The sequence below is a fragment of the Acidobacteriota bacterium genome (genome assembly GCA_028875575.1).
Taxonomy (GTDB): Bacteria; Acidobacteriota; Terriglobia; order Versatilivoradales; family Versatilivoraceae; genus Versatilivorator.
Genome location: JAPPDF010000094.1, coordinates 19569 through 42767 on the forward strand (window position 1 = coordinate 19569; position 23199 = coordinate 42767).

Consider the following 23199-nt stretch of genomic DNA (forward strand, 5'->3'; position numbering starts at 1 on the left):
GATTCCACAGGAATCGAATCGGGCTACAGCTTCTTCAACTCATCGGCGTAGTATTTGCGATAGAGGATGTCCCACTCCAGGCTGCCTTCGGGAACCGTCTTTTTCTGGGACTCGATCTTCCTTCTGGCTTCCTGGTCCAGACCCTCCTCCTTCTTCATCTCCTCGTTCAGAATCTTCACGATTTCCAGGCGAATGGTATTCCGGTCCTCGACGAATTCCACCTCGTCGCGAACCACAAGCTCATCCGTCACCACATGAGCCAGCTTGTTGATCTTGTCGCGGCTCAAGCGCATGGGGGCTTAAAGAATCACCTTCTTTTCCTTGACCAGCCGGTTCTTCACCATCTTGAACATCTCGTGATAGGACACTCCGGTTTGTCGCATATGTTCCGCGTATTGCTGCAGCAGAGTTCTGGCCTCCTCGTTGATGCGATCCTCCACGCTCAGTTCTTCAGCCATCACCGCCAACACCTGATCCCGCAGAGGGGACTGAACGGGAATCTCAATCATTTCCCGCTTGACCAACTCATTCACAACCCGCTGCGAGAGGTAGCGGACATATTCCTTTTGCAGCCCCATAGGCGCGATAGATGGCGGGGCCGACGGGACTCGAACCCGCGACCTCTGACGTGACAGGCCAGCGTTCTAACCAACTGAACTACGACCCCGCGTAAATGACGCCTCACCCTGGTGGGCGGTACTGGGCTCGAACCAGTGACCCCATCCTTGTAAGGGATGTGCTCTCCCAGCTGAGCTAACCGCCCGTTACAGCCCGGCGAGCCCGGCTCAAAACGGACTGGAATATACAATGGTTGGTACCCGAAGTCAAGGAACCGAACCGGGGCGTCAGGGCGCGGCAAAGTGCGGGAGAGAATGGCGGCCACTGCCATCTCCAACGATCCTCAAGCGGACCTTGACAGCCCTGAGAGTTGCCTCTAAGATAGCTCAGTTTTTGCGGGGGCCGTTAGCTCAGTTGGTAGAGCATCTCCCTTTTAAGGAGAGGGTCGCTGGTTCGAGCCCAGCACGGCTCACCAGACCCAACCAATGACCGCAACCTGCAGCCGGCCTGACCGCCACACGGGCTGCCTGCCGAACCCACCTCCACGTCCCGTTCGTCTAGTCTGGCCTAGGACACCGCCCTTTCACGGCGGCAACAGGGGTTCAAATCCCCTACGGGACGCCATATTTGTCGATTTCAGTAATCGATCCATCCCGCCGAGCGCATGGCCAGATGCAGCCAGGAGGAACTCCAGGGGCCCGGGCGTCCGATCTCCTTGTGCCCGCTCATGGCAAAGCCAATCGAGGCGAGCGAGACGATCAACAGCAGATAGGCAATCCACCTGTAGCGACGGATGGGCAAAACCTGTCGGACGACCGCGGGGAGCGTGAGCAACCAGAAGGGGATCAACCAGAAAAGCCACCGCGCACCCTGGCAATTCCCTCCGTAGTTGTTGGTGTGCAGCGTGTAGAAGACCACCATGGCCGCGGTGAGCACCGCCCCCAACCGGTGAATTCCCTGCAACCTGTCTTTGACGAAGAATCCGGCAAAGGAGAGGATGAACACCGGGGTCAGGCTCAGAATTCCGTGGTGCCCCAGGATGAGATTGAACAGGTAGAACCACTTGGGGTCGTCGGCAGCGTCGATTCCCTTGGGTTGGTTCCAATAACTCCCTTCGTATTGGTAGAGCGGCGTATCGAAGTACAGGTAGTAAGGAAGCAACCCGCCGGTCGACAGGTAAAGCGTAATCATGAAGGCGGCGCCCAACAGGACGGCAGGCGGCAGAAACCAGGTGGCCGTGGCTTTGGGGGATGTCCGAAACAGCCATCCCATCACAACCAGAGCCAGGGGCAAGGCCAGCATCTCGTTGGCCACGGCCCAGGCGGAGAACAACCCGCAGACCGCGAAGTACTTCCACTCTCTCTGCCCTTCATAGACAATCCGAATGAAACAGTAGAGCGCGAAGAAGACGGCGATGGCCGCCATGGTGTGGTTGTTGAGCGTTACGCTGTAGGCCGTCAGATAGGTGCCCAGGCCGGCGGCGCAAAGACAGTAGAGAACGGTGGAGGTGTCAAAGCCCAGCCTTTGAAGCAGGCGGGAGTAGAGCACCAGCAGCCAGGCAAAAGGGATCAGATTGACCAGGACCAGCACGAACCGCACGATAAAGTCCTGGTTTTCCGGAAGTGTCATTCCGGTTACCGGGCCGATGGCCCAGACCAGGCCCGCGATCAGAGTCGGCATCAGGGCCGGCTTGCTGGAATAGAAATGGTCCCCGCGTTTGACCTTGTCGATGGTCGGGTAGGGAGTCTCGTCAATGACGTAGCCCTGTCCGGCGTTCAGACTCCAGACCGTGCTCCAGCGGGACCTGTCGTTGGAGCTGGAAACAGGTTGCAGCCGAAGCAGCGATCCAAAGATCAGTCCGACGGCCACCAAAACGATCAGCGAGGTGAAATTGCCTTGGTTGTTCATGATTTTGCGCAGGGCTTGGCCTTCGCAACTTCGGATTGTATCCGCTGATCCGATGAAGAGTAGGGCCTGCCCCCTCAGGGCTCGCCGATCCTTTCGGAGATGCTGTAGGGGAGCGGGTCCCCCTGCCCGAACCTCGAACCTGCAGAGGTGATGAGTTCCGCCAGGATGCCCAGGGTCATCATCTGCCCCCCCACGACCAGGGCGGCCACCGAGTAGATCAGCAGGGGCCGGGAGCCGATGGGCTCCCCACCCGAGAACCACACGCCGGCCAGATAGGCCAATCCCAATACCCCCGCGGCAAAGGCCAGCAGTCCCACCCCGCCCAGCAGATGGATGGGACGCTGCCGGAAGCTGCCCAGAAAGCCCAGGGTCGAGAGGTCCAGCAACCCCGTCAAGAGTCGGGACGCCCCGTATTTCGAGCGACCGAAGAGCCGGGGTCTATGCAGTGTTTCAATTTCGGTGACACGGAATCCGCTCCGATGAGCCAGCAAGGTGATGAAGCGGTGCAATTCCCCGAACAGGCGGATCTCCTCGACCACCTCGGACCGGTAGCATTTCAGGCCGCAGTTGTGATCATGCAACTTCAGGCCACTGAAGATTCCGACCAGCCAGTTGAACAGGAGGCTTGGAATCCGCTTGTGCCAGGGATCGAAGCGCTCCCTTCTCCAGGCTGAAACCAGGTCGAAGCCCTCCTCGAGCTTCTGAATCAGCCGGGGGATCGAGGCGGGATCGTCCTGCAAGTCGGCGTCAAGCGTGATCACCACATCGCCTCGGACACTGGCGAATGCGGCGTTGAGGGCTGCTGCCTTGCCAAAGTTTCGGCGAAAGCGAATGCCTCGCACTCGGGCATCCCTCTCGGCCAGGGCCACGATCCTGGACCAGGTGCCATCGGTGGACCCATCATCCACCAAGATGATTTCAGCCTGCAGGGCGGCCGCCTCCAGCACCGAGTCGATCTCCCGGTGGAGAGGTTCCAGGCTGTCCTCTTCGTTGCGGGCGGGGATCACGATACTAAGCATGCGGTCCCCCTGTCTTTCTCAGGCCATAGAGGACGCCCGCCATCCCCAACTCGCCGCAAACCTGCAAGCCCCTGGCCGCAACCGCAACCAGCGCCGCCGGTCCTTCCCCTACCGATGGGCCCAGGGCCTGCACCAGCAGCCATTCGCGAACCCCCAAACCCGCCGGAGCCACCAGGACCACGAACCCGGCGGCAACCGCCAGCCCCGAAGCCGCTCCCGCCAACACCACTTCACTCGGCCCGGGGTAGTGCACTCCGATGCCGGCTCCCGCCAGGGGAAAGCTGGCGCCGGCCAGGATCCAGCCCAGAATCAGCAGAGGAGTCGCTTTCCAGAACACCCTCCAGGAAGGCACCGGCAAGGGTTGTTCCTCACTGCCCGATCCCCAACCTGCCACTTTGGCAATCCAACCGGATACCGGGGGATGGGAAGCAACCAACAGCGCCGCGGAAAGACCAAGCGCCAGCCACAGCAGGACCGTATCGCCACCCAGGAGCAGCAACACCAGAAAAGAGAGCAGCGCCCCGGAACCCATCACGTTAAAGGTTTCGTAGACGCTGGAGGCGGTCACCGCCCTGAAGCTCAAGCGGTTCTTTCCGATCAGTCCGTATCGGATCAGAATCACCCAGGCCTTGCCGGGAACATACTTGCCCAATTGACTGACAAAATAGGCGAAATGGCAATCCAATCGGGGCAGTTTCCCTCCAAGCGCGCCCACCCCCCGCCGCCAGAACTCGGCAAACACGGCCATTCCCACCAGGTAGCAGAGCAGGCTGAGGCCTAGAATCGGTGCCGAATACCGGACCTGGGAGGACTCCATCCTGGACAGCGATCCCAATACCTCGTTCCCCGCGGCCACGAGGACCGCGATCCCCAGTACCACCTTGGCCAGGGAAAGAAGGAATTGCTTGAGCCTGGAGTTCATGAGGTCGGCCGAAGGGGAATGAGGATCGAGCCGGGGGACGGCGGCGTCTCGATGCCGAAGGAGCGTCCCGAACGAATCAATGGGGACCCGACGGGATGGAGTCGACCGTTTCCTTTAGGGCAAGCGGCCCGGTGAAATCTATAGGATTCAAGCCATTCCGGCAAGCCACCGTCTGCGTGAGCATTGTGGCACACCCGTCGCCACTCGCCAAAAGATCTCCTCGTTCCGGGTGCCCGACAATCTTACGAGGAAGAGAGGGACTATTTACATCGATGAACAGGATTTACGGGATTCGGTTTTAGGAGTCTGGCGTCCTGTAACCCTGGGCATCCCTAAACCTTAACCGGATCATCTGCCAAGCCGGTTTCTCGTGCAGGACCCTCTCGTCCTGTCCATCCTGGGCATCCTGTGCATCGATTTTCATAATGAGGAAAATTCGATCCTCGGCGCCGACCCAGTGCCCCCCACTGCATCAGCACTGACCTGGTGGGAGGAATATCCCTCCGTGCCGAATTTTCCGTGGCGTAACCAGCCCCCTTGTCCCTATAGTGGGTCTTGCCCCCATTTCACCAGTCCAGCACGGAGGTCGCCCCATGTCCGGTCGGTACCTGTCAATTACCCTGGCCCTGTTCCTGACGGCCGTTATCGCCGTCGAGGTCGAAACCGCCGGCCCTCTCCCGGGCAGTCCGTCCCGGGACGGCATCCACATGATACTTTCCGGCGGAGAAGCCAATCGATACTGGTCCCGCTGGCGAGGTCCGACCGGCCAGGGCCTGGCGGTGGGAACGGGCTACCCCGATACCTGGTCGGCCACCCAAAACGTCTTGTGGCAGGTCGAGGTACCGGGGCGAGGCAATTCCTCCCCGATCGTGTGGGCGGACCGGATCTTTCTGACCACGGCCCGGGATGGCGGAAAACTCCCCTCGGTCTTGTGCTATCGGCGATCCGACGGAAAGCTCCTCTGGGAATCCACCCTCCCTGCAGGCGAGCCCGGCAAGGTCTACTGGAAAAACTCTCACGCCTCGGGCACGCCGGTCACCGACGGGCAAATCGTCTACGCCTCCTTCGGAAACCAGGGGCTGGCGGCCGTGGATTTCCAGGGGAAGGTCGTGTGGCGCCACAGCCTGGGAACGATCCAGAACTACCACGGGTCGGCCGGCTCGCCGGTTCTTTACAAGGACAAGGTCTACCTTTACGAGGACCAGCGCCAGGGGGCCTTCGTGGCCGCGTTCGACAAGCGGACCGGCAAGACGCTCTGGAAGACCGAACGCAAGGCCAGCGTCGGCTGGGGCACGCCCATCGTCATCCGGGCCGGAGACCGCGACGAGCTGATTGTCAGCAGCCAGGCGCGGGTCACCGCTTACAATCCGGATAGCGGCAAGGCGCTCTGGCACTGCGAGGGCAATCTGGCCGAGGTCATCCCCACTCCGGTAGTGGGTCACGGGCTGGTTTTCTGTGTGTCGGGCCGGGCCGGGCCAACGCTGGCGATCCGTCCGGGCGGGTCGGGGGATGTCACCCAGACCCACCTGGCCTGGAAGCAGTCCAAGGGAGCCTCCTTCGTCCCCTCGCCACTGCTCTACGACGACCTGTTGTACCAGGTGAACGACATGGTGAGCGTGGCCACCTGCTATCAGGCCGTCACCGGGAAGGTTCTCTGGCAGGGCCGCCTGGGCGAGCCCAAGTCAGAGGGTTTCTCTGCTTCCCCTGTTGGAGTGGACGGCAAGGTGTTCTTCACCAACGACGCCGGCGAGACCTTCGTGCTCAAGGCGGGAAAAACCTTCGAGCTGCTCCGGGTGAATCGACTGGAGGCCCCCGTGCTGGCATCCCCTGCCCTGGTGGAGGGCCGCTGGTACTTCAGAACCGACCGGCACTTGCTGGCAATTGGGAACTGACAGGGGGACGTTGTTGAATATCTGGAATAACTTCGGTCAATGGGCGGCGGACACTGTTGAATAACCGGAATTCAGAAACCGCCGATCCAAGTAATTCCAGTAATTCAACAACGTCCCCTACTACCCACGAGTGGCCAAAGAATTCAAGAACAGTGAATTATCAATCCAGGTGGTCAAAAATCACGGCTATCAGTTTAAAAGACTCACGAACCAGCCTCCCGGCTTCAACGTCTGTTGCAAGATTCATGACTTTCTTCTATTCGTCTACTTGGGAGAGCGAATGTCCCGAATCTGCCACAACTGCTGCCGCAGCAACCGATGCGTTTTGGATGATGACGAGGCCGAATTCTCTGGAGGATCGTATGTCATGGGTTGTATGAGAACACCGTCGTTTGACTTGTTGTTAACTGTCACTACCCACGGATACCCACTGCAATATTCCTGCAAACATCCCCAACCAATGGCTCCAGTTTCGAACTTGGCCGTGACCGCCTTCTGGGACCAGCCTTTGCCTGGAACATCAAATTCAATGGTCTGAACGATCTCCCCTTGATTGACGACAAATGCAACAAAAGTCTTTCTTGAGCGATCGTCATTGAAAATGCCGACATTGACCCTCTGGTCAGAAGTTGAAGACAGACCAGGATTGATTGCAATCTGCCCGTCCTCCAAAACTGTTGAAGTCCCTAGTCTAAAATCCTCTGCGCCCTCCCCATTCACCACTAGAGTAGAGTAACGGCCATTTGGAGAATCCGTGTACACCTCGGCCTGCACGGTAAAATCAAAGTCGCTTGACCCTCCGGGGGGATCGAACCACGCATCAAATTCAACCGCTCCAGTACCACGATACCCGAACACTTGCTCTAGGAAATTGTCCCAAACCCAAAAGAAATCCGAGTCCATTTCGATACTTCTAGTATCGATCTCCCCATTCTTCCCGTACAAAGTCGCATAGATTGTGTACTGAAAGTCTGTTGGGTTATAGATCACCACTCGGGTTTTGAAGTACGCTCCAAATCGACCAGGACTGTTGGCCATCGTTGGAACTACATGAATCGGAAAAGCATATCGGAAAATCGACCGCCCGTCTCGATCCACAGGAATATTCAGGTCCTTTGAATCAAGTTCCTCTCCATGTAAAGAAGACACAAGCACAACAAGAATCAAGCCAATAAGCTTCATGGTCCCTTACTCTTTTTGGTTCTTGGATATTTGGTTTTTTGGGGAAATAGGCTATGGGGCAAGGGAGAGGAAAGTCAAGATTGATAGGGATCGTAACAGGGAGACGTTGTTGAATTACTGGAATAACTTCGGTCAGTGGGCGGCGGACACTGTTGAATAACCGGAATTCAGAAACCGCCGATCCAAGTAATTCCAGTTGTTCAACAACGCCCCCTACTCCAACTCCAACTCCTGAAAGGCCTGGAAGTACCGGCCGGCCTCCTCATGGCGGCCCAGCCGGGTGAAGGCCTTGCCCAACAGCAGGTGTCCCCGCTTGTTCTTGGGATCCCGGGCAACGGCTTCTTGCAGCACCTTGACGGCCTGGTCGTAGTCGCCCGTCCGCAGGTAGCTGTCTCCCAACTCCACCCGGGCGTCCACTTCCCCGGGATCGGCATCCGCCACTTCTTTCAAGAGCGGCACGGCCCGATCGTCCCGGCCCAGCTTGACCAGCACCGTCGCCAGGTTGAATCGGGCCTTGCGCCGGGCCGCCGGCTTGCCTTCGGATAGATCCACCGCCCGCCGCAGAGCCTGCTCCGCCAACTCGAACTCACCCACCGTCTGCAAGTCCATCCCGGCTTCCAGTTGGGACTCGAGGTGCCCCGGAAACTTCCGCACCGCCTGGCGGGCCTGACGGGTGGTGGCTTGAATGTCTCCCTTGGAGCGGTAGGCGCTCAGCAACAGCAGATGGACCTCCGGCTTGTCGGGATCCTGCTTCACCAGAGCCTCCAACTGGGCAATGGCCCCGGCATGGTCGCCCTCTCCAATCAGGGCCTTGCCGAGCAGAAAGCGGAGGCGTGGATCCTGCGGCCGCAGAGCTTGAGCCTGCAACAGGCGCTCCCTGGCCTGGCCGAACTTGCCCTCGGCCAGCAACCCGCTGCCGTAAAGCAGCAGGATCGGCACCGAGTTGGGATCCAGCCGGTGGGCCTTCTCCAGGTAGGACCACATCCGTCCCGTCTGGTCGGTTCGAAACAGGGCGGTTGCCAGCAGATAGTTGGCCTCGGCCGACCCGGGACTGGCCTCCGCCACTCTGCTCAGAAGAGGCAGAGATTCCGGAAACCTCTCCTTCCAGACAAACAGCTTGGCCGCCCGCAGCGCCATTTCCGGACCGAAGGCCTCCATTTTTTCAGCCGCGGCGGCGGCCTTTGCCGCATCCCCTGTTTCCAGGTAGGCCAGGCAGAGATGAAAGAGCGCTTCGGGATGGCGGTGGAGTGCCGTCTCGATCGGCCGCAGCACCTCGATGCTTTCCCGGTTCCGCTTCTGCCTGGTCAGGACAATGCCGAGCCGAACCCGGCCGAAGAAAAAGTCGGGGCCAAGCCGCATCGACTCCCGATAGGCCTTCTCGGCGGCGGCGAACCGGTTCTGCATCTCGCGGGCGTAGCCCAGCAGACCGTAAGCGTCGGGCGTGGGTGCAGCCTTGACCGCGGCGTCCAGAACGGCTTCGGCCTGGGCGTAGTTGCCGACACGCATCAGCTCGGTTGCCTTTTGGTGGCGGGGGTTGGAAAAGACCGCGTTGGGGTCCTGGGCGGCTGACGCGGCCGGCAGCAGGACTCCCGCCAGGAAGCAACACCCGACGGCTGCCAGCCGGATCCATGGTTTGCGACAGTTCATGGCGTCTGAATAGGAATCAGAATACCGGAGTCTCCCGGTAGGTTCCCCAGACCTGCTTGAGGGTTTCGACGATATCGCCCATGGAGGCTCCCTGCCTGACCAGCTCGACGGTTACCGGCAGGATGTTCTGCGACTCGTCCCGCGCCACCGCCTTGAGCCGCTCCAGCAGCTCCCGAACCGCGGCCTCATCCCGGTTCGCCCGGACCTGCCGGGTCCGTTCGATCTGGCGCTCGGCCGACTTGGGATCGTAGGGGTGCACCTCCAAGTCGAGGGTCTCCTCTTCCTCCACGTAGCGGTTGACTCCGATGACCGGCTTTTCGCCCGACTGCTTTCTGAGGGCCGTCTCGTAGGCGTCCTCGGCGATCTTCCGCTGGAACCATCCCTCCTCGATCAGCTTCACGGTGCCTCCCCGCTCATCCACCTCCTTCAGGATGGCCTGGATGGCCTGGACATACTGGTCGGTGAGCTTTTCCACGTAGTAGGAGCCGCCCAGCGGATCCACCACGTTGGCCACGTTGGACTCCTCGGCGATGACCTGCTGGGTGCGCAGCGCGATCTTCATGGCCTCCTCGGTGGGAATGGAAAAGGCCTCGTCCATGCCGTTGGTGTGCAGGCTCTGCGCCCCGCCCAGCACGGCCGCCAGGGCCTGCAGGGCGGTTCTGACGATGTTGACCTTGTACTGGGGCCTGGTGAGGGTCGCCGCGGCTGTCTGGCAGTGGAACCGGAGGCGCATGGAGGCAGGATTGGTGGCCCCGAAGCGTTCGCGCATGATGGTGGCAAAGACCCGTCGTACGGCGCGAAAGCGGGCCGCCTCCTCGAAGAAGTCGGATCCGCAGGCAAAGAAGAAGGACAGGCGGGGGGCGAACTGGTCCACCGGCATGCCGGTCTTGACCACCTCTTCCACGTAGACGATGGTGTTGGCCAGGGTGAAGGCCAGCTCATGCAGGGGAGAGGCCCCGGCCTCATTGATGTGGTACCCGCAGATGTTGACCGGGTTGTAGCGCTTCATTCTTTCTGCGCAGTAGGAGATGCAGTCCCTGACAATCCGGACCGAAGGAGCAATGGGAAAGACCCACTCCTTCTGGGCCATGTACTCCTTCAGCATGTCGGCCTGAATCGTCCCCGACAAGCGATTGAGGTCGAACCCGCGCTTCTCTGCCAGGGCCACGTACATGGCCAGCAGGATCCAGGCGGACGGGTTGATGGTCATCGAAACCGAGATCTCTTCCAGGTCGATGTCGGCAAAGAGATCCTCCATGTCGGACAGGGTGTCGATGGCCACTCCCCCTCGCCCCACCTCTCCCCGGCTCATGGCATGGTCGGAGTCGTATCCCATCAGGGTCGGCATGTCGAAATCGGTGGAGAGTCCCGTCTGGCCCTGCTGGATCAGGTACTTGAAGCGCTTGTTGGTATCGGCCCCGGTCCCGAAGCCGGCAATCTGGCGCATGGTCCACCGCCGGCCCCGGTACATGGTGGGGTAGGGTCCCCGGGTGAAGGGATAGCGACCGGGCAGGCCGACCTCCTCCTGGGGAACATCCTGTAAATCGAGGGCCGTATAGACCCGCTTGACCGGAAATCCGCCGAGGGTGGAGAACTGCTCCTGCCGCTCCGGCTGGCGGGCCAGGAAGCTGGCGACCTCCCCGCCTTCCCAGTCCTGCAGTTGCTCGGCCAGGTTCTCGATGGTCTGGGCCTCTTTGGTCTCTTTCATGGCTTCCTCTCGCTACGAAATTGATTCAGCAGGGTTTGCGCGGCCGCATGAGGATGGGCCCTTCCGGACATCATCCGGTCGGTGAGCTCGGAGATCTGGCGATCGTGGTGGCGGTGAAACTGGTCTCTCAATATGTTCTCGGCCGATTTCAACAACCGGGTCTGGGCAATGCGGCGGCGGCGCTGCTCCAGCTCGCCCGAGGAGGTCAGCGCTTCCAGGTGGTCGTCAATGGCGGCCAGCAGCTCCGGAATGCCTTCCCCGCTGACGGAGCTGGTGGGGATCAGGGGCACCTGCCAGCCGTACCCCTGGCCGTCGCGATGACCCATGGCCAGCATGTTCTTGAGGTCGGTGACGGTTCGATGGGCGTCCGACCGATCGCACTTGCCCACCACGTGAATGTCGGCAATCTCCAGCACCCCCGCCTTGATGGCCTGAATGTCGTCGCCAAGGCCGGGGGCCGACACCACCAGGGTGGTATGGACGGCCTGGACCACGTCGATCTCATCCTGACCCACGCCAACGGTCTCGATCAGGACCACATCGTATCCGGCGGCGTCCAGGATGTCGACTCCACTCAGCGAGGCCCGGGCCAACCCGCCCAGGGCTCCCCGGGTGGCCATGCTGCGAATGAAGATGCCGGGGTCGGTCACCAGCTCGTTCATGCGAATCCGATCTCCCAGGATGGACCCGCCCGAAAAGGGGCTGGAGGGATCGATGGCGATCACTCCCACGCTACGCTCGCCGGCTCTCAGGGCCTTGCAGAGCTGCGTGACCAGCGCCGATTTGCCGCTTCCGGGCACGCCGGTGATTCCCACCACGTGCGCCTTGCCGGTATGGCGGTAGATCTCGGCCAGGGCGTCCTGGCAGTCTTCCTCCCCCGACTCCGCATGGGTGATCATCCTGGCGATGGCCGACAGCCGTCCTTCCAGAACCGGTTGCACCAGCGCCAGAGGCGGAATCGCCCTTACCATGATTTAACGCTCCTTCTCCAGTTTCCGGTTGAGCTCGCGAAACACGTCGCGATCATCCACCACCCGCCTCGCCTTGAAATCGGTCCTGGGCAAGGAGTCGGGGGGCAGCGCTACCACCCGAACCCGAATCCCCAACATCCGCCGCAGCAGGCCGGCCGTCTCGTCCCGGAAAGCCCTCAGGGCCTCTTGACCGGACCCCATGACCGCCCGGGTGGGCTCCACCTGGACCAACAGCTCATCCATGGTCCGCTCTCGGGAAATCACGATGCGGTGCTCTCCCCCGTAGTCGGCCATCGAATTGAGCGCCGCATCGATTTCGTTGGGATAGACGTTCTCGCCTCGAATGGTGAAGGCGTCGTCGATGCGGCCAAAGATTCCGTTGGGCAAGCGCGGATAGGTGCGCCCGCAGGGACCGGGCCCCTCCTCCCACAGGGCCAGGTCCCCCGAGAGCAATCGAATCATGGGCTGCGAGGTCCTCTCCAGATGGGTATAGACGGGCGTGCCGCGTTGACCGAAGGGGACCCGCCGGAAGGTAGCCGGATCGCACACTTCAGTGTAGACCAGGTCCTGCCAAAGCAGCATGCCGTCGGTCTCGGCCGTGCCGGCGCAGCTCATCCAGGGGGTCACTTCGGCCATGGATCCGGAGTCGATCACCCGGGCTCCAAAGGCCTGCTGAATCCGGTCCCGCACGCCAGGCACCGACGCCCCCGGCTCCCCCGAGAAAAACATGATCCTGAGCCCCAGTTCAGCGGGGTCGACTCCCTGGCTCCTGGCCGTCTCCGCCAGGTGGAGGGCATAGGAGGGCGTGGAATAGAAGGCCGTGGGCTTGAACTGCCGCAGCCACCCCACCGCACGCGCCGTCATCCCGGGCGCGCCGGCTCCGAAGGGAAAGGACCTGGCCCGCAACCGTTCGGAGCCGATCAGGGCTCCCCAGGATCCCATATAGAGACTGAAGAGGGAGGCGATGAAGATGGTGTCTCCCGGCCGCAGTCCCATACCCCACATGATCCGGGCGTGGGCGTTGCCGATGGTCGCCCAGTCGCCTCTGCCGACGGCGAAGGCGGTGGGCTGCCCCGTGGTCCCGGAGGTGCCGTGGATGTGGTGGATCTCCTCTTCGGGAATGCAGAGGTAGTCGCCGAAACTGGGGAACCTGGCCTGGGACTCCCTCAAGTCCTTCTTGGTGATAACCGGGACCTTCTCCTCGAAGTCCTCCAGGCTCCCGAGGTGATCGGGATGGAAACCGGCCCTGTCCCAATGTCTGCGATAGAAGGAGGAACGGTCATAGGCGTATTGCGTGACCCGTTGCAGCCGTTCCAGGATCAGCGCGTTGCGCTCTTCCGGCGGCATGGTCTCGCGCCGGGGGAACCAGTACTTGCTGGTGGGATCAGGCAGGTAATCCGGGTTGTAGTTCGGTGGGAACGACCAGTCCTCGATGGGAAACCTCCTCCGTCACCGCGGGCCTCGCTCCTGAACCAGGCGCCGCATGGACTCGACGATTGCCTGCGGCGGCGTGTCCTGGAGAAGGATCTCGCTCACACCCAACCGTTTGAGCTCCGCCACGTCTTCGTCGGGCATCACCCCGCCGCCCACGACGGCGATGTCGCTGCCGTGCTGCCCGCGAAGCAGCTCCAAAACCCGGGGAAACACTGTCATTTGAGCTCCGGAAAGGATGCTGATGCCCAGGATGTCGACGTCCTCCTGGACGGCGGCCAGAGCCACTTCCTCGGGAGTACGGTGGAGCCCGGTGTAAATGACGTCCATGCCGGCGTCGCGCAGGCAGCGGGCCACGATCTTGACCCCCCGGTCATGACCGTCCAATCCGACCTTGGCGATCATCACGCGAATTGGTTGGGTGTTCGGTCCTTCCATCCCGTGCTTCCCTAAACCTGAGTTGACCACGCCGCCCGAACTTTACCTGGCCGGGCAGGAGGCGCGCGGCCACGCTCCCAATGCTACCGGCCGGCCCGTCCCGTGCCCACTTTCCGGGACGCGGCCAGCCCTCTAACGTAGCGCATCCTAAACGATACGCCTGTCGGGGTCAATCGCCGTCCCGGGGCGGTCCTACGCTCCCGGTATTGGGGTGACCTCTACTCGTCACGAGAATCCCGGACGGCCGTGATAGGATAGGCCCCATCTTCTGGTTCTCAACCCAAACAAGGGCCGGCTCTCGGGTGGCTGCCATAGAGACCGCCCCCATTTCTCCTGGAGGAATCGAATCATGAAACGCCGCCAACTGTTGCAAGCCGGATCCCTGGGCGCGCTGGCCGCCGGAATGGGTTCCCTTGGGCCGTCTGTCACCGGAGCCTCCCTGCTGGCGGCTCAACAGAAGCGTTCCGGACTCCCGCCCATCAAGATCACCGATGTCAAGTGCATCCTCACGGCGCCCGCCGGACGCCGACTGGCCGTGGTCAAGGTCTCGACCAGCGAACCCGAGTTGTACGGCCTGGGCTGTGCCACCTTCACTCAGCGGATTCGCACCGTGCAGACAGCCGTGGATGTCTACCTGAAGCAGTTTCTGGTGGGCAAGAGCCCCTGGGATATCGAGGACATCTGGCAGTCCTCTTTCGTCAGCTCCTACTGGCGCAACGGACCGGTCCTGAACAACGCCCTCGGCGGGGTCGACGCAGCCCTGTGGGACATCCTGGGAAAATGGACCGGCCTGCCCGTCTACCAGTTGCTGGGAGGCAAGAGCCGCCAGGCCGTGGACACCTACAGGTCGGCCGGCGGCCGGACCTTCGAAGAGCTGGTCGATTCGTTCCAGCAGTTGCGGGAGCAGGGCTATCGGCACATTCGCTGCGAGCCGGTGGTGCCGGAAGCCTCTCCTCCCCTCGGTCCGGAAAACGCGGCCCGACCCGCCAACCAGCGCACACGCATCTGGGAGGCGGCCCCCTTCGCCCGGGCGCTTCCCCGGTTCTTCGGGAAGCTGCGGGAGCGGTTCGGCGAACAGGTAGAACTGTTGACCGATGTCCACGAGCTGCTGCCTCCCATTGTGGCCATCCAGTTGGCCAAGGAACTGGAACCGGTCCGGATGTTTTTCCTGGAAGATCCGCTCTCCCCGGAAGACGTCGGATACTTCAAGCACCTGCGCCAGCAGAGCAGCACGCCCATCGCCATGGGCGAGCTGTTCAATAACCCCAACGAATGGCTGGACATCATCAGCCAGCGGCTGATCGACTTCATCCGGGTCCACATCTCCCAGATCGGCGGCGTCAGCATGGCCTTCAAGCTTTCCCATCTGTGCGAGTTCTTCCGGGTTCGCACGGCCTGGCACGGCCCCGGCGACACCTCGCCGGTGGGGCACGCCGCCAATATTCATCTGGGTCTGGTCGTCAACAACTTCGGCATCCAGGAGTTTCACGGCCTCACCCAGTCGGAGCGAGACGTCTTCCCCGGAAGCCCGCAGGAGAGGAACGGCTACGTCTACATCAATGAAGCGCCCGGGTTCGGGGTAGACCTGGACGAGAAGCTGGCGGCCCGCTTCCCGATCAGGGACGATCCCAGCTTCGACCTGCACTGGGGCAACCTGCGGCGCAAGGACGGAAGTATCGTAAAACCCTGAACCAACCCCAAGGAGCTTCCGCACTCCCCTATCAACCTGGAGGTCCCATGAAAAAACAGATTTCCGGCTGGGTGGCCCTGCCCTTCCTGGCCTTTGCTGCCGCCGGCTGCCAACCGGAGGGCTCCTCGGGCGGTGCCGGCGCGGTGCCTGCCGACGACAAGCCCCCGCGGGTCGCCGCCGCCGACCTGGACAAGCTCATGCAGGAGGAGGCACTGCTGCTGGACGTCCGGGAGCCCAGGGAGCTGGAAGAGCTGGGTACCCTGGAAGGCTACATCAATATCCCCATCGGCCAGCTCGAGCAGCGCCTGGACGAGCTGCCCAGAGACAGGCTGATCGTCACCGCCTGAAACGGCGGTGGACGCGCCGCGCGTGCCGCGGCCTTACTCAAGAAGAACGGATTCCGGACGGCCGGCTCCTGCGGGCTGAGAAGCTACAAGGGAAAGAGGATATTCCCCAAGTTCGGGGGTTGAATAGTTGAGCCGGAAGGGCGATGTTTGGAGGGCGGGAGAGCGAGGGTGTAAAACTACCTCCATCAGGCCAGTGCCTGCCTGCAGTACTCCAGGGACTCCCTGACTCCCTCCAGGGCGGGTTGCCCCTTGATCTCGTGCTCGATGTTGGCTGGAATCGGGTACTTCCCCGCCTTCAGTTGCTGCAGGACCTCCCTGATGGGCGTATCCCCGGTCCCGAACTTCAACACCGGCGATCGGGGGCCCAGTCCCTTCTTGCGATCCTTGAGGTGCAGGGCGACAATCCGCTGGTGGTGCCGATCGATGTAGTCGACCGGATCGAATCCGGCAGCCACGAAGTGTCCGATGTCCAGATTGACGCAGATGTAGGGAGAGTTCCCCTCCATGGCCGCCGCAAAGTCCTGCGGACCGTCGAAGACATCCTCCTTGTCTCCGTGGGCGTGGTTGTGCATCCCCACCCTGATCCGGTGCTTGCCGGCGAAGGAATCGATCAGGGACGCCAGGCTGGGCCTCGCCGAAGCCGTGATCACATCGGTGCCCAGGGCCCTGGCCATGAGAAAGCCCCGATCCACTTCCTCGGGACTCATGCTCTTCCGAAAGCTGTAGTTGTAGGAGTTGAGCCGGATGCCGGCCTGCTCCAGCTTGCGGCCCTTGTCCTCGAAGAAGCTGAGCGGGGTCTCCAGCCGCCACCGGCGGAGGTCGGCGGGTTCCAGCCCCCTGGGCTCGATGTGTCCCTGCCAGAGCTCACAGCTGTCGATACCCACCTCGACCATGGCATTGATGGCATCCTCGAAGGGCCGATCCCGAAAGCTGTAGCTCTGAACCCCGATCTGAACGCCCGCAATCAGGGAACTGGCTGCTCTCCTCCGACAGCCTGCCTGGAACGGCAACAACCCCGCCCCGGCCAGCACAGCCATGTTCCTGGCAAAGGTACGCCTCGAAATCGTTCTCATGGGCATGCCTCCCTTCGCAAATATATTCAGTTACCGGGGAACCAATGCGATCCCGGAAGAACGCTGAACGCGTACCGGGCGCCAGCCCGGGGATTCCAGCAATCCGCGAAGCGGCAACTGCAATCTACCAATTGCAACATTCCGATAATAGTGGTATGAATGTACAACTTTCCAACAAATTGCCCGTGAGGCTACTATGCCGTTCGTAACCGTAAAGCCGAAGTTCCAAGTCACCATTCCAGCCAAGCTCCGAAGAGGGATTGATCTTCGTGAAGGCGACATCATGGAGGCGACCCTTGTCGGCGACGGCATTCTGTTTAGACCTAAAGAGGTGGTGGACCGGGATGCGGCCGCCGACCGCATTGCCGCCAAGTTAGCGGCGGCTCAGCCTTCGTCCAGGGATCTCGGGCGCTCCGAGGACGAGATTATGAGAGACACGATCGCCGAAATAGCCAATTCGCGCCGTGAACGCAGCCACCGCGGGACATGAGGGTTGTCTTGGACTGCAACATTCTAGTGTCTGCGGCACGAATCGACGGCACTTGCCGTGAAGTCATCGATAGGGCGGTGCGACGGCACGAAATCGTCCTGTCCGAGCCCATCTTGTCCGAATACAAGGCTGTCGCTGGACGGCACGGCCAAGCACCGTATCGAGACGCCATGGAATTCGTCATCAGAGAGCTTGAACGGTTGGCCGTCTTCGTAGAGCCGGCGAACATCCTGTTCGGTCTCCGGGACCCTGACGATGAGGTGTATCTGGCGACTGCCACGGCTGCCAGCGCCGTACTGATCACCGGCAACACACGGGACTTTACAAAGACGCGATATGGGTCAGTCGAAGTCTGGTCCCCGCGCGTCTTTCTCGATCGGACGACATAGGGGGCCGTCGGGCAGACCTCCGATGGGAAATACGGGTTAGCTAAAGCCACGGTCAACCCGCTCACCGTCCACTCAACAACCCCTTGTTCAACTTGCAGACCATGGTATAGGCCGGATCGAAGATGTTCCCCAGCTCGTAGCGGACGCACTGGGACAAGAGCAGATTGGCGCCCAGCCCGTCCAGGCCATAATCCTGCTGCAACCAGCGGAGCATCTCTGTGGTGGCGTGCTGGGTGGCCTGATCCAGCGGCCGGGCGTTCCCGACGGTGAAGATCCACTCGTCGTTCTCCCCCCGCGGCCACCCGATCGACTTCCCCTTGAGAACCCGCAGGGTGACGCGGACATCCATGGAAATCTCGATCCCGGTGCCCACAATCTCGCCGTCCCCCTGCACGGCGTGTCCGTCTCCCAGAAAAAACAGGGCTCCCGGCTCGAAGACCGGAAAATAAACCGTGGCACCGGCCACAAACCCTCGATAGTCCATGTTGCCGCCGTGCTCGGCCGAGGTTGCGGTGGAGATGGCCTGCCCGCCCTTGGCCGCCACGCCGAAACATCCCAGCATGGGCTCCAGCGGAATCGCCAACTGCCCCAGCTTGGATTCCGGGCCGACCAGGGTGGCGGTCCCCACCTCGGCATCCACCTTCCACTCCGCCACCAGAGCCGGGGGCAACTGGCGCACGTAATCGGGATCCACCACGTTGGGCGCGACTGCCGAATAGCAAAACCCGTAGGCGCGGTTGGGCCGGATCTCCTCCAGGTCCACCGCCAGGGTGTCGCCGGGCTCGGCCCCCTCCACGTAGAAGGGCCCGGTCTGAGGGTTGCTTCTGGGCGTCACCTTCTCGCGCCGGTGGTCGACCCCCCATGCGTCCACCGTCGTGGTCAGCAGGGTATCGCCGTCGCCCACCCGCAACACCGGCGGATGCGGCCCCAGGGTGGTGTAGTATCGGGTGGGAGTGAAGTGATGCTCCATGGCTTGGGACTCCGGTTCGGTGCGTTCCAGGGGCTCCAGCGCGACAGGCCGGCCGACTCACCCCGGGAGAGCGCTTCCTCCGCATGCCTGCTCGGACCCGGGATCCTACCGACCTCAAGGGCCCGATTGGGTCAGCCAGGAAAGGATCTGCTCCCGAGGGAGTTCGTCCGACTCAATCTCCAACAGATCGGTCTTGCCGGCCAGCTCATAGGCCTGCCGAAACCAATCGGTATTGAAGGACTCGCCCGCATTGTGAATCAGCAGTGGCGTCGCCGGCGCCAGCATGGCGGCGGTCTTGAAGTCTCCCGCCCGCCTCAGCACCGGAACGTAGAGATGCTCCAGATAGGCCCCGTCCTCCTCGCTTGAGAAATTGGACACGTCCACCAGGGTGCGGTGGAGCTGCGGAGCAAGCGCCCGGGCCAGCAGACTCCACAGTCCCCCCTTCCCCACACCCGCCAGGTTCACCTGGGCCACATCCGGCCGGCGCTCGAGGTAGGCGACGGCCGTCAGAATGTCCTGAACCCGATTGGAATCGTCGGTCCGATTGTAGGTGGTGAAAAACGGGTCGCTCATGTCCCGCCTGGCCTTGGCCGCGCCCGTGTTGAAGGCGTCAATGGCCATCACCAGGTGTCCACGGTCCAGAAGTGGCTGAACCCAGGATGCGCCCGGCGCCTCCAGCGCCGCCTTGCCCTCGGCGTGGACCAGCAGCGTGGCCGTCAGATTCCTGCGCTTCCCCCTTGGGAACCATAGAGCGGCCGGCACCCGGTCCCCCCGACCTGCCCGGCCGATGTAAAACTCCTGGCTCGCACCCGGCTTGGAAGAGGGGGCGGGAACAGCCACCACTTCGCCGGGATCCGGATAGCCGACAGCCAGGGCGTACTGCAGCGCCGGGGCCATGAGCTCCCGGAAGCGGGACAGGCCTTCGGAGTCCCGCGGCCGGAGATCGTCGATCTGCCGCCGGTAGCTGTCCTTCAGCGAGGCCAGCATCTCCTCCTCGGTGACCGCGGATTCGGGAAGGTCACGACCGAAGAAGACCAGGAACTCCGAGGGACTTCCCAGGCGAAAGCGCTTCTCGCTGAACTCGCTGGCGTCTGTCTCCCCCAGCAGCCAGCGGCCGAACCAGGCATAGACGGCCTCCCGGCTTTCCCGGTTGTAGTTGTGATCGGCCATGGACTGCATGGTCTGCGCCTTGTGGCCCGCGCCCAGCAGGCGATAGACGCTCTGAACGGCGGGAAATTCCACCCGGGGAGTTTCCCGAGTCCAATCTCCCGAGGCCGAGACCATCAACAGCGGCCTGGGAGCCATCAGGGCCCCGATCTCCATGTTGTTGGTGTCGAGCCTGAGGTTGGCCTGGTTCTCGCAGATGCAGCCGCCCTGCATGTAGTGGGAAATCATGTTGACCGGCGCCGAGACCTTGACCCGATCGTCGACCGCGGTCAGCAAAAAGGTCTGGGTCCCGCCGCCCGAAGCCCCGGTGCAACCAATCCGGTCGGGGTCCACGTCCGGCAGCGACTGCAGAAAATCCACCGAGCGGATGCTGTTCCAGAGCTGAATCCCCAGCCAGTCGATGCCCCACAGGCTGAAGCTTCGGTCCAGCGGACGGCGGTGATCCTTGACCTGGCGGCTGTCGTTGTAGGCCAACATGTCGTAGGCAAAAACCACGTGGCCTTGCCTGGCCAGGTTGATTGCGAGGCCCGGCATCGAGGCCAGGGACTGATTTTCCAGCCGCCCGTAAGCCCAATGACCATGGGGAGTCAGGATTCCCGGGAAGGGCCCCTTCTTCCCCAGTGGACGGTAGAGGTTTCCGGTAACGTAAAACCCCGGATAGCTTTCAAAGAAGACCTTCTCGATGGAGTAGTCCCCCTTGGAAACCCTTCCAAAGATCCGCGCCTTCAGGGGACTCTTCTCCACCGGCGGCCACAACCCGGCGCTGACCTGTATCTGGCGCCGCAGATCCCCGGCCCGTCGCAACCATGCCTCTTCGTTCAGAAACGGCTGGAAGGTATAAGGCAGGTGAAGGTGGCGTATCCTGGTGGCTCGCTGGTCCATTTCCGGCAATCCGGGCATCGCTTGGGCACTGGCGAGTCCGCTCAGAAACAGAAGACCCGCACCGGCCAGCAAGATCTTTTTGCCAGAGATCATGGATGCCTCACCCCAGTTGGACCGTCATCCGAACCCAGCGACAACTCATTGCCAATGGGTCTCAGCAGCTGCTGGAAGCTAACATGCGGCCTACGAACTAGGTCCGGAAATTTTATCCCAGTAGAGAATCTTTTGCGATGTTCGGAAAGATACAACTGAACCGGAAATGCACTACCGCTGGTTCACGAAGAGAATTTCCGTATGTACCGATTGGACAGCACTTGAGCAATCTTTGACGCGCGTGCCATTACAATGGGTGATACGTTGGGGTTGTCGAGTGAACCTCAAAGAGCCCCCTTAGACGACTACCGATGAAACACCCTAGCCACAATCATGAGGCCCCCGACAAATCGGCGCCACTCAAAATTCCTGAAATTTTCTTCTTCGATGTGCCCGTTTATAGATTAGAGGAAGAGGAATACTATCGGAATAGAGAGAAGACTATAGAGAGTGTCTTGTATCCCAATGATTGCCCACTTAGGGACGAACTCAGATCAATAGAGGATGCTGACCCCAAGTCCAAACTGAACTTATCAGGCCTTTTGGAATATTCGTATGGCGGTGCGTGGTTATACAACGAAATTATTGGGTACATACGGCTTCATTTCCTTGGAACTCAGATAAGAGGGGAATACTACGCCGTGGATCGCCAACGCATCGTCCGAACTCGCAAAAAAATTCTTGTATTTCGAACATGGAAGTTAGCTCCGGAACGAGAGATTCCGAACTCTGCACCTAGTGACGAAATTTATTCGATTGTCCTTCAATACATTGACGACTGCAGAAAAGAATTGAAGCGTCGGTATATCGACTCTAGTGGTCTTGAACGAATCGGTCCGTACGTCAATTGGAAGGCATTGTACGAAGCCAGTTGATCAAAGTTGATCAAATCAGTAGCAACCATCAGGGCAATTGCCCCGCATACTCGCCATGACGTGACCCCGAATTGGCCCGAGGTAGACTTCGAACATGCCTTCCAGCCGTTTTCCGGTGACGAACAAGCGGACTGCAAACTTTCGAAAGGTCGAAAAAGTGGAACTATCAAGGACGACCAGGAGGCAAGATGTCTGAAGACTTGGAGAGTCTACGCTATCCGATTGGTCAGTTTGAACCTCCGTCCCGTATAGACGAGGGTCAAATCGAGAGGTGGATCAGCGACATCGAAACCCTTCCGGCCGACCTTAGGAGAATCGTCACGGGATTGACGGAAACCCAACTGGACACGCCCTATCGTCCCGGGGGCTGGACCATCCGCCAGGTGATTCACCATTTGCCGGACAGTCACATGAACAGTTTCATCCGGTTCAAATGGGCGCTGACCGAGGACCGGCCCAAGATCAAGGCTTATTTCGAGGACCGGTGGGCGGAACTGCCGGACTACGCAGTGACTCCGGTCTTGACATCTCTGGACTTGCTGGAGGCCCTACATCGGCGTTGGGTGGCGCTCTTGCGTTCCCTGACCCGTCAGGACCTTGACAGGACTTTCAATCACCCCGAATCCGGTCCTGCCAACCTGGCGGAAACCATCGGTTCCTATGCCTGGCACGGACGGCACCACCTGGCACACATCCGGGAGACTATCCGTCGCGAAGGGTGGAATTGCTGATAGTGACTCTGCGTTTAACGGACATCCGATGGCGAGGGGCTCTGCCGGAAGTCTTCTCAATAAACACCGGGAATGATCCGGTATTTCACCCGCGCTTGGTACTCTGCCCACTTTTCGGCGCCGTACTTCTCGGCACAGCACCTGTCGTCATCACGCTGACGGAAAATAAACTGCAGTACGATGAAGACAAAGTAGGTCCAGGCCCAAGGGTTGGTGAAGTAACCGAATGCCAGGGCAATTGACAGGGCCATGAACCCCTCGCCCATGTAGTTGAAGTGGCGGGCGATACCCCAAAAACCACTGCACAGGATCTTGCGGTCACCGGCCTCAATGGTTTCAGGCTCGATGAGCCCGAGAAACTTGCGCTCGGGCCATCGCTTGAAGGTGTATTTCTGCATGTTGGTGCCGCGGGAGATGGCCCAACCGAGCAGGAACAGCCCAGCCGTTCCGATCAACCACACATAGGTCCATGCCGGGGAGAATCCGGGGGATGGGTAAGCAGCCATACCCCACAACGGGAGAATGAACAGCCACCCGTAGACCATGAGGCCACCCCAGAACATCTTGAAGCCGAGTTTCTCATGGATCACATCGTAGGTGTATAGCTGGACTCGCTCAAAGATGAAGTAGTCTGTGCGTGGCAACTTGGTTTGAGACAATCTGCAACCGCGCAATGCCGCGCAATGCCGCGCAATAACATGCAGGAAATCAATGGGTTAGAGGCGGTGATGGCCGGAGTGTCTTGGTTTGAGACAAAAACGGTCGGGTGCAATCGTGGCGGATGGTGGCAACTTGAATTGAGACACGTCTAAAAAC

At 60.9% G+C, this 23199-nt stretch carries 19 protein-coding genes, 4 tRNA genes and 1 pseudogene; 8 read left to right on the forward strand and 16 right to left on the reverse strand.

The features are described from left to right. Nucleotides 1-23: 23 nt before the first annotated feature. The 3 genes and pseudogenes from OXI69_15245 to OXI69_15255 form a co-directional block, all read right to left on the reverse strand. Nucleotides 24-578 (reverse strand): annotated as a pseudogene (locus tag OXI69_15245) (DUF507 family protein). A 12-nt stretch (nt 579-590) separates the two neighbouring features. Continuing rightward, nucleotides 591-667, reverse strand: a tRNA-Asp gene (locus tag OXI69_15250). 20 nt (nt 668-687) lie between these two features. After that, nucleotides 688-763: transfer RNA gene (locus tag OXI69_15255), tRNA-Val, on the reverse strand. 194 nt (nt 764-957) lie between these two features. On the opposite strand from OXI69_15255, the gene OXI69_15260 reads away from it, so the two are divergent. Then, a tRNA-Lys gene (locus tag OXI69_15260) sits at nt 958-1033 on the forward strand. 71 nt (nt 1034-1104) lie between these two features. After that, a tRNA-Glu gene (locus OXI69_15265) sits at nt 1105-1182 on the forward strand. A 12-nt stretch (nt 1183-1194) separates the two neighbouring features. Here OXI69_15265 and OXI69_15270 read toward each other — a convergent pair. From OXI69_15270 to OXI69_15280, 3 genes are all read right to left on the reverse strand, one after another. Then, nucleotides 1195-2466, reverse strand: coding sequence for a hypothetical protein (locus OXI69_15270; GenBank protein ID MDE2667499.1), 1272 nt, complete (start codon nt 2464-2466; stop codon nt 1195-1197). Between the two features lie 74 nt (nt 2467-2540). Then, a complete protein-coding gene (locus tag OXI69_15275; GenBank protein MDE2667500.1) occupies nt 2541-3485 on the reverse strand; it encodes a glycosyltransferase family 2 protein in 945 nt (314 codons plus the stop codon). Beyond that, nucleotides 3478-4407, reverse strand: a complete 930-nt coding sequence (locus OXI69_15280) for a hypothetical protein (GenBank protein ID MDE2667501.1) — start codon at nt 4405-4407, stop codon at nt 3478-3480. Before OXI69_15280 ends, OXI69_15275 begins: the two co-directional genes overlap by 8 nt. A gap of 593 nt (nt 4408-5000) precedes the next feature. Here OXI69_15280 and OXI69_15285 point away from each other — a divergent pair. Then, a complete protein-coding gene (locus OXI69_15285; protein ID MDE2667502.1) occupies nt 5001-6299 on the forward strand; it encodes a PQQ-binding-like beta-propeller repeat protein in 1299 nt (432 codons plus the stop codon). A 264-nt stretch (nt 6300-6563) separates the two neighbouring features. Here OXI69_15285 and OXI69_15290 read toward each other — a convergent pair whose 3' ends face one another. The 6 genes from OXI69_15290 to OXI69_15315 all read right to left on the reverse strand — a co-directional run bounded on the left by OXI69_15290 (nt 6564) and on the right by OXI69_15315 (nt 13676). Further along, complete coding sequence (locus OXI69_15290; protein MDE2667503.1) at nt 6564-7481, reverse strand: hypothetical protein; 918 nt, start codon at nt 7479-7481, stop codon at nt 6564-6566. Nucleotides 7482-7694: 213 nt separating this feature from the next. Further along, nucleotides 7695-9128 (reverse strand): tetratricopeptide repeat protein, encoded by a 1434-nt coding sequence (locus OXI69_15295; protein ID MDE2667504.1) that lies wholly within the window; start codon nt 9126-9128, stop codon nt 7695-7697. 16 nt (nt 9129-9144) lie between these two features. Continuing rightward, entirely contained in the window at nt 9145-10836 is a 1692-nt protein-coding gene (locus OXI69_15300) for a methylmalonyl-CoA mutase family protein (GenBank protein MDE2667505.1), read from the reverse strand. Next, nucleotides 10833-11807, reverse strand: coding sequence for a methylmalonyl Co-A mutase-associated GTPase MeaB (gene meaB / locus OXI69_15305; protein MDE2667506.1), 975 nt, complete (start codon nt 11805-11807; stop codon nt 10833-10835). Before meaB ends, OXI69_15300 begins: the two co-directional genes overlap by 4 nt. A 3-nt stretch (nt 11808-11810) precedes the next feature. Further along, complete coding sequence (locus tag OXI69_15310; GenBank protein MDE2667507.1) at nt 11811-13241, reverse strand: phenylacetate--CoA ligase family protein; 1431 nt, start codon at nt 13239-13241, stop codon at nt 11811-11813. A gap of 15 nt (nt 13242-13256) precedes the next feature. Next, on the reverse strand, nt 13257-13676 hold the full coding sequence (locus tag OXI69_15315) for a cobalamin B12-binding domain-containing protein (GenBank protein MDE2667508.1): 420 nt from the start codon (nt 13674-13676) through the stop codon (nt 13257-13259). Between the two features lie 349 nt (nt 13677-14025). Here OXI69_15315 and OXI69_15320 point away from each other — a divergent pair, with 349 nt between their 5' ends. After that, nucleotides 14026-15366 (forward strand): starvation-sensing protein RspA, encoded by a 1341-nt coding sequence (locus OXI69_15320; GenBank protein ID MDE2667509.1) that lies wholly within the window; start codon nt 14026-14028, stop codon nt 15364-15366. A gap of 47 nt (nt 15367-15413) precedes the next feature. After that, nucleotides 15414-15713: a hypothetical protein gene (locus OXI69_15325; protein ID MDE2667510.1), complete on the forward strand. Its 300-nt coding sequence runs from the start codon at nt 15414-15416 to the stop codon at nt 15711-15713. Between the two features lie 185 nt (nt 15714-15898). Here OXI69_15325 and OXI69_15330 read toward each other — a convergent pair whose 3' ends face one another. Further along, a complete protein-coding gene (locus OXI69_15330; GenBank protein ID MDE2667511.1) occupies nt 15899-16786 on the reverse strand; it encodes a sugar phosphate isomerase/epimerase in 888 nt (295 codons plus the stop codon). Between the two features lie 196 nt (nt 16787-16982). On the opposite strand from OXI69_15330, the gene OXI69_15335 reads away from it, so the two are divergent. Continuing rightward, nucleotides 16983-17276, forward strand: coding sequence for an AbrB/MazE/SpoVT family DNA-binding domain-containing protein (locus tag OXI69_15335; GenBank protein ID MDE2667512.1), 294 nt, complete (start codon nt 16983-16985; stop codon nt 17274-17276). Continuing rightward, the gene (locus OXI69_15340; GenBank protein MDE2667513.1) at nt 17273-17665 is read left to right on the forward strand and encodes a putative toxin-antitoxin system toxin component, PIN family; all 393 of its coding nucleotides are present in this window, start codon (nt 17273-17275) and stop codon (nt 17663-17665) included. Before OXI69_15335 ends, OXI69_15340 begins: the two co-directional genes overlap by 4 nt. Before the next feature lie 61 nt (nt 17666-17726). Here the strand turns inward: OXI69_15340 and OXI69_15345 are convergent, their stop codons facing one another. Together OXI69_15345 and OXI69_15350 are read right to left on the reverse strand one after the other, a co-directional pair. Beyond that, nucleotides 17727-18635: an acetamidase/formamidase family protein gene (locus OXI69_15345; GenBank protein MDE2667514.1), complete on the reverse strand. Its 909-nt coding sequence runs from the start codon at nt 18633-18635 to the stop codon at nt 17727-17729. Between the two features lie 114 nt (nt 18636-18749). Then, nucleotides 18750-20777, reverse strand: a complete 2028-nt coding sequence (locus tag OXI69_15350) for an acetylxylan esterase (protein ID MDE2667515.1) — start codon at nt 20775-20777, stop codon at nt 18750-18752. Nucleotides 20778-21840: 1063 nt separating this feature from the next. Between OXI69_15350 and bstA the strand changes: the two genes are divergently transcribed. After that, a complete protein-coding gene (bstA, locus tag OXI69_15355) occupies nt 21841-22383 on the forward strand; it encodes a bacillithiol transferase BstA (GenBank protein ID MDE2667516.1) in 543 nt (180 codons plus the stop codon). Between the two features lie 56 nt (nt 22384-22439). Here the strand turns inward: bstA and OXI69_15360 are convergent, their stop codons facing one another. Further along, the gene (locus OXI69_15360; protein MDE2667517.1) at nt 22440-23042 is read right to left on the reverse strand and encodes a DUF1295 domain-containing protein; all 603 of its coding nucleotides are present in this window, start codon (nt 23040-23042) and stop codon (nt 22440-22442) included. Between the last annotated feature and the right edge of the window lie 157 nt (nt 23043-23199).

Excerpts from the sequence above, each read along its gene's own strand:
- OXI69_15270 (MDE2667499.1), bottom strand. The coding sequence starts at position 2,466 with ATGAACAACCAAGGCAATTTCACCTCGCTGATCGTTTTGGTGGCCGTC.
- OXI69_15275 (MDE2667500.1), bottom strand. The coding sequence starts at position 3,485 with ATGCTTAGTATCGTGATCCCCGCCCGCAACGAAGAGGACAGCCTGGAA.
- OXI69_15280 (MDE2667501.1), bottom strand. The coding sequence starts at position 4,407 with ATGAACTCCAGGCTCAAGCAATTCCTTCTTTCCCTGGCCAAGGTGGTA.
- OXI69_15285 (MDE2667502.1), top strand. The coding sequence starts at position 5,001 with ATGTCCGGTCGGTACCTGTCAATTACCCTGGCCCTGTTCCTGACGGCC.
- OXI69_15290 (MDE2667503.1), bottom strand. The coding sequence starts at position 7,481 with ATGAAGCTTATTGGCTTGATTCTTGTTGTGCTTGTGTCTTCTTTACAT.
- OXI69_15295 (MDE2667504.1), bottom strand. The coding sequence starts at position 9,128 with ATGAACTGTCGCAAACCATGGATCCGGCTGGCAGCCGTCGGGTGTTGC.
- OXI69_15300 (MDE2667505.1), bottom strand. The coding sequence starts at position 10,836 with ATGAAAGAGACCAAAGAGGCCCAGACCATCGAGAACCTGGCCGAGCAA.
- meaB (MDE2667506.1), bottom strand. The coding sequence starts at position 11,807 with ATGGTAAGGGCGATTCCGCCTCTGGCGCTGGTGCAACCGGTTCTGGAA.
- OXI69_15315 (MDE2667508.1), bottom strand. The coding sequence starts at position 13,676 with ATGGAAGGACCGAACACCCAACCAATTCGCGTGATGATCGCCAAGGTC.
- OXI69_15320 (MDE2667509.1), top strand. The coding sequence starts at position 14,026 with ATGAAACGCCGCCAACTGTTGCAAGCCGGATCCCTGGGCGCGCTGGCC.
- OXI69_15325 (MDE2667510.1), top strand. The coding sequence starts at position 15,414 with ATGAAAAAACAGATTTCCGGCTGGGTGGCCCTGCCCTTCCTGGCCTTT.
- OXI69_15330 (MDE2667511.1), bottom strand. The coding sequence starts at position 16,786 with ATGAGAACGATTTCGAGGCGTACCTTTGCCAGGAACATGGCTGTGCTG.
- OXI69_15335 (MDE2667512.1), top strand. The coding sequence starts at position 16,983 with ATGCCGTTCGTAACCGTAAAGCCGAAGTTCCAAGTCACCATTCCAGCC.
- OXI69_15340 (MDE2667513.1), top strand. The coding sequence starts at position 17,273 with ATGAGGGTTGTCTTGGACTGCAACATTCTAGTGTCTGCGGCACGAATC.
- OXI69_15345 (MDE2667514.1), bottom strand. The coding sequence starts at position 18,635 with ATGGAGCATCACTTCACTCCCACCCGATACTACACCACCCTGGGGCCG.
- OXI69_15350 (MDE2667515.1), bottom strand. The coding sequence starts at position 20,777 with ATGATCTCTGGCAAAAAGATCTTGCTGGCCGGTGCGGGTCTTCTGTTT.
- bstA (MDE2667516.1), top strand. The coding sequence starts at position 21,841 with ATGTCTGAAGACTTGGAGAGTCTACGCTATCCGATTGGTCAGTTTGAA.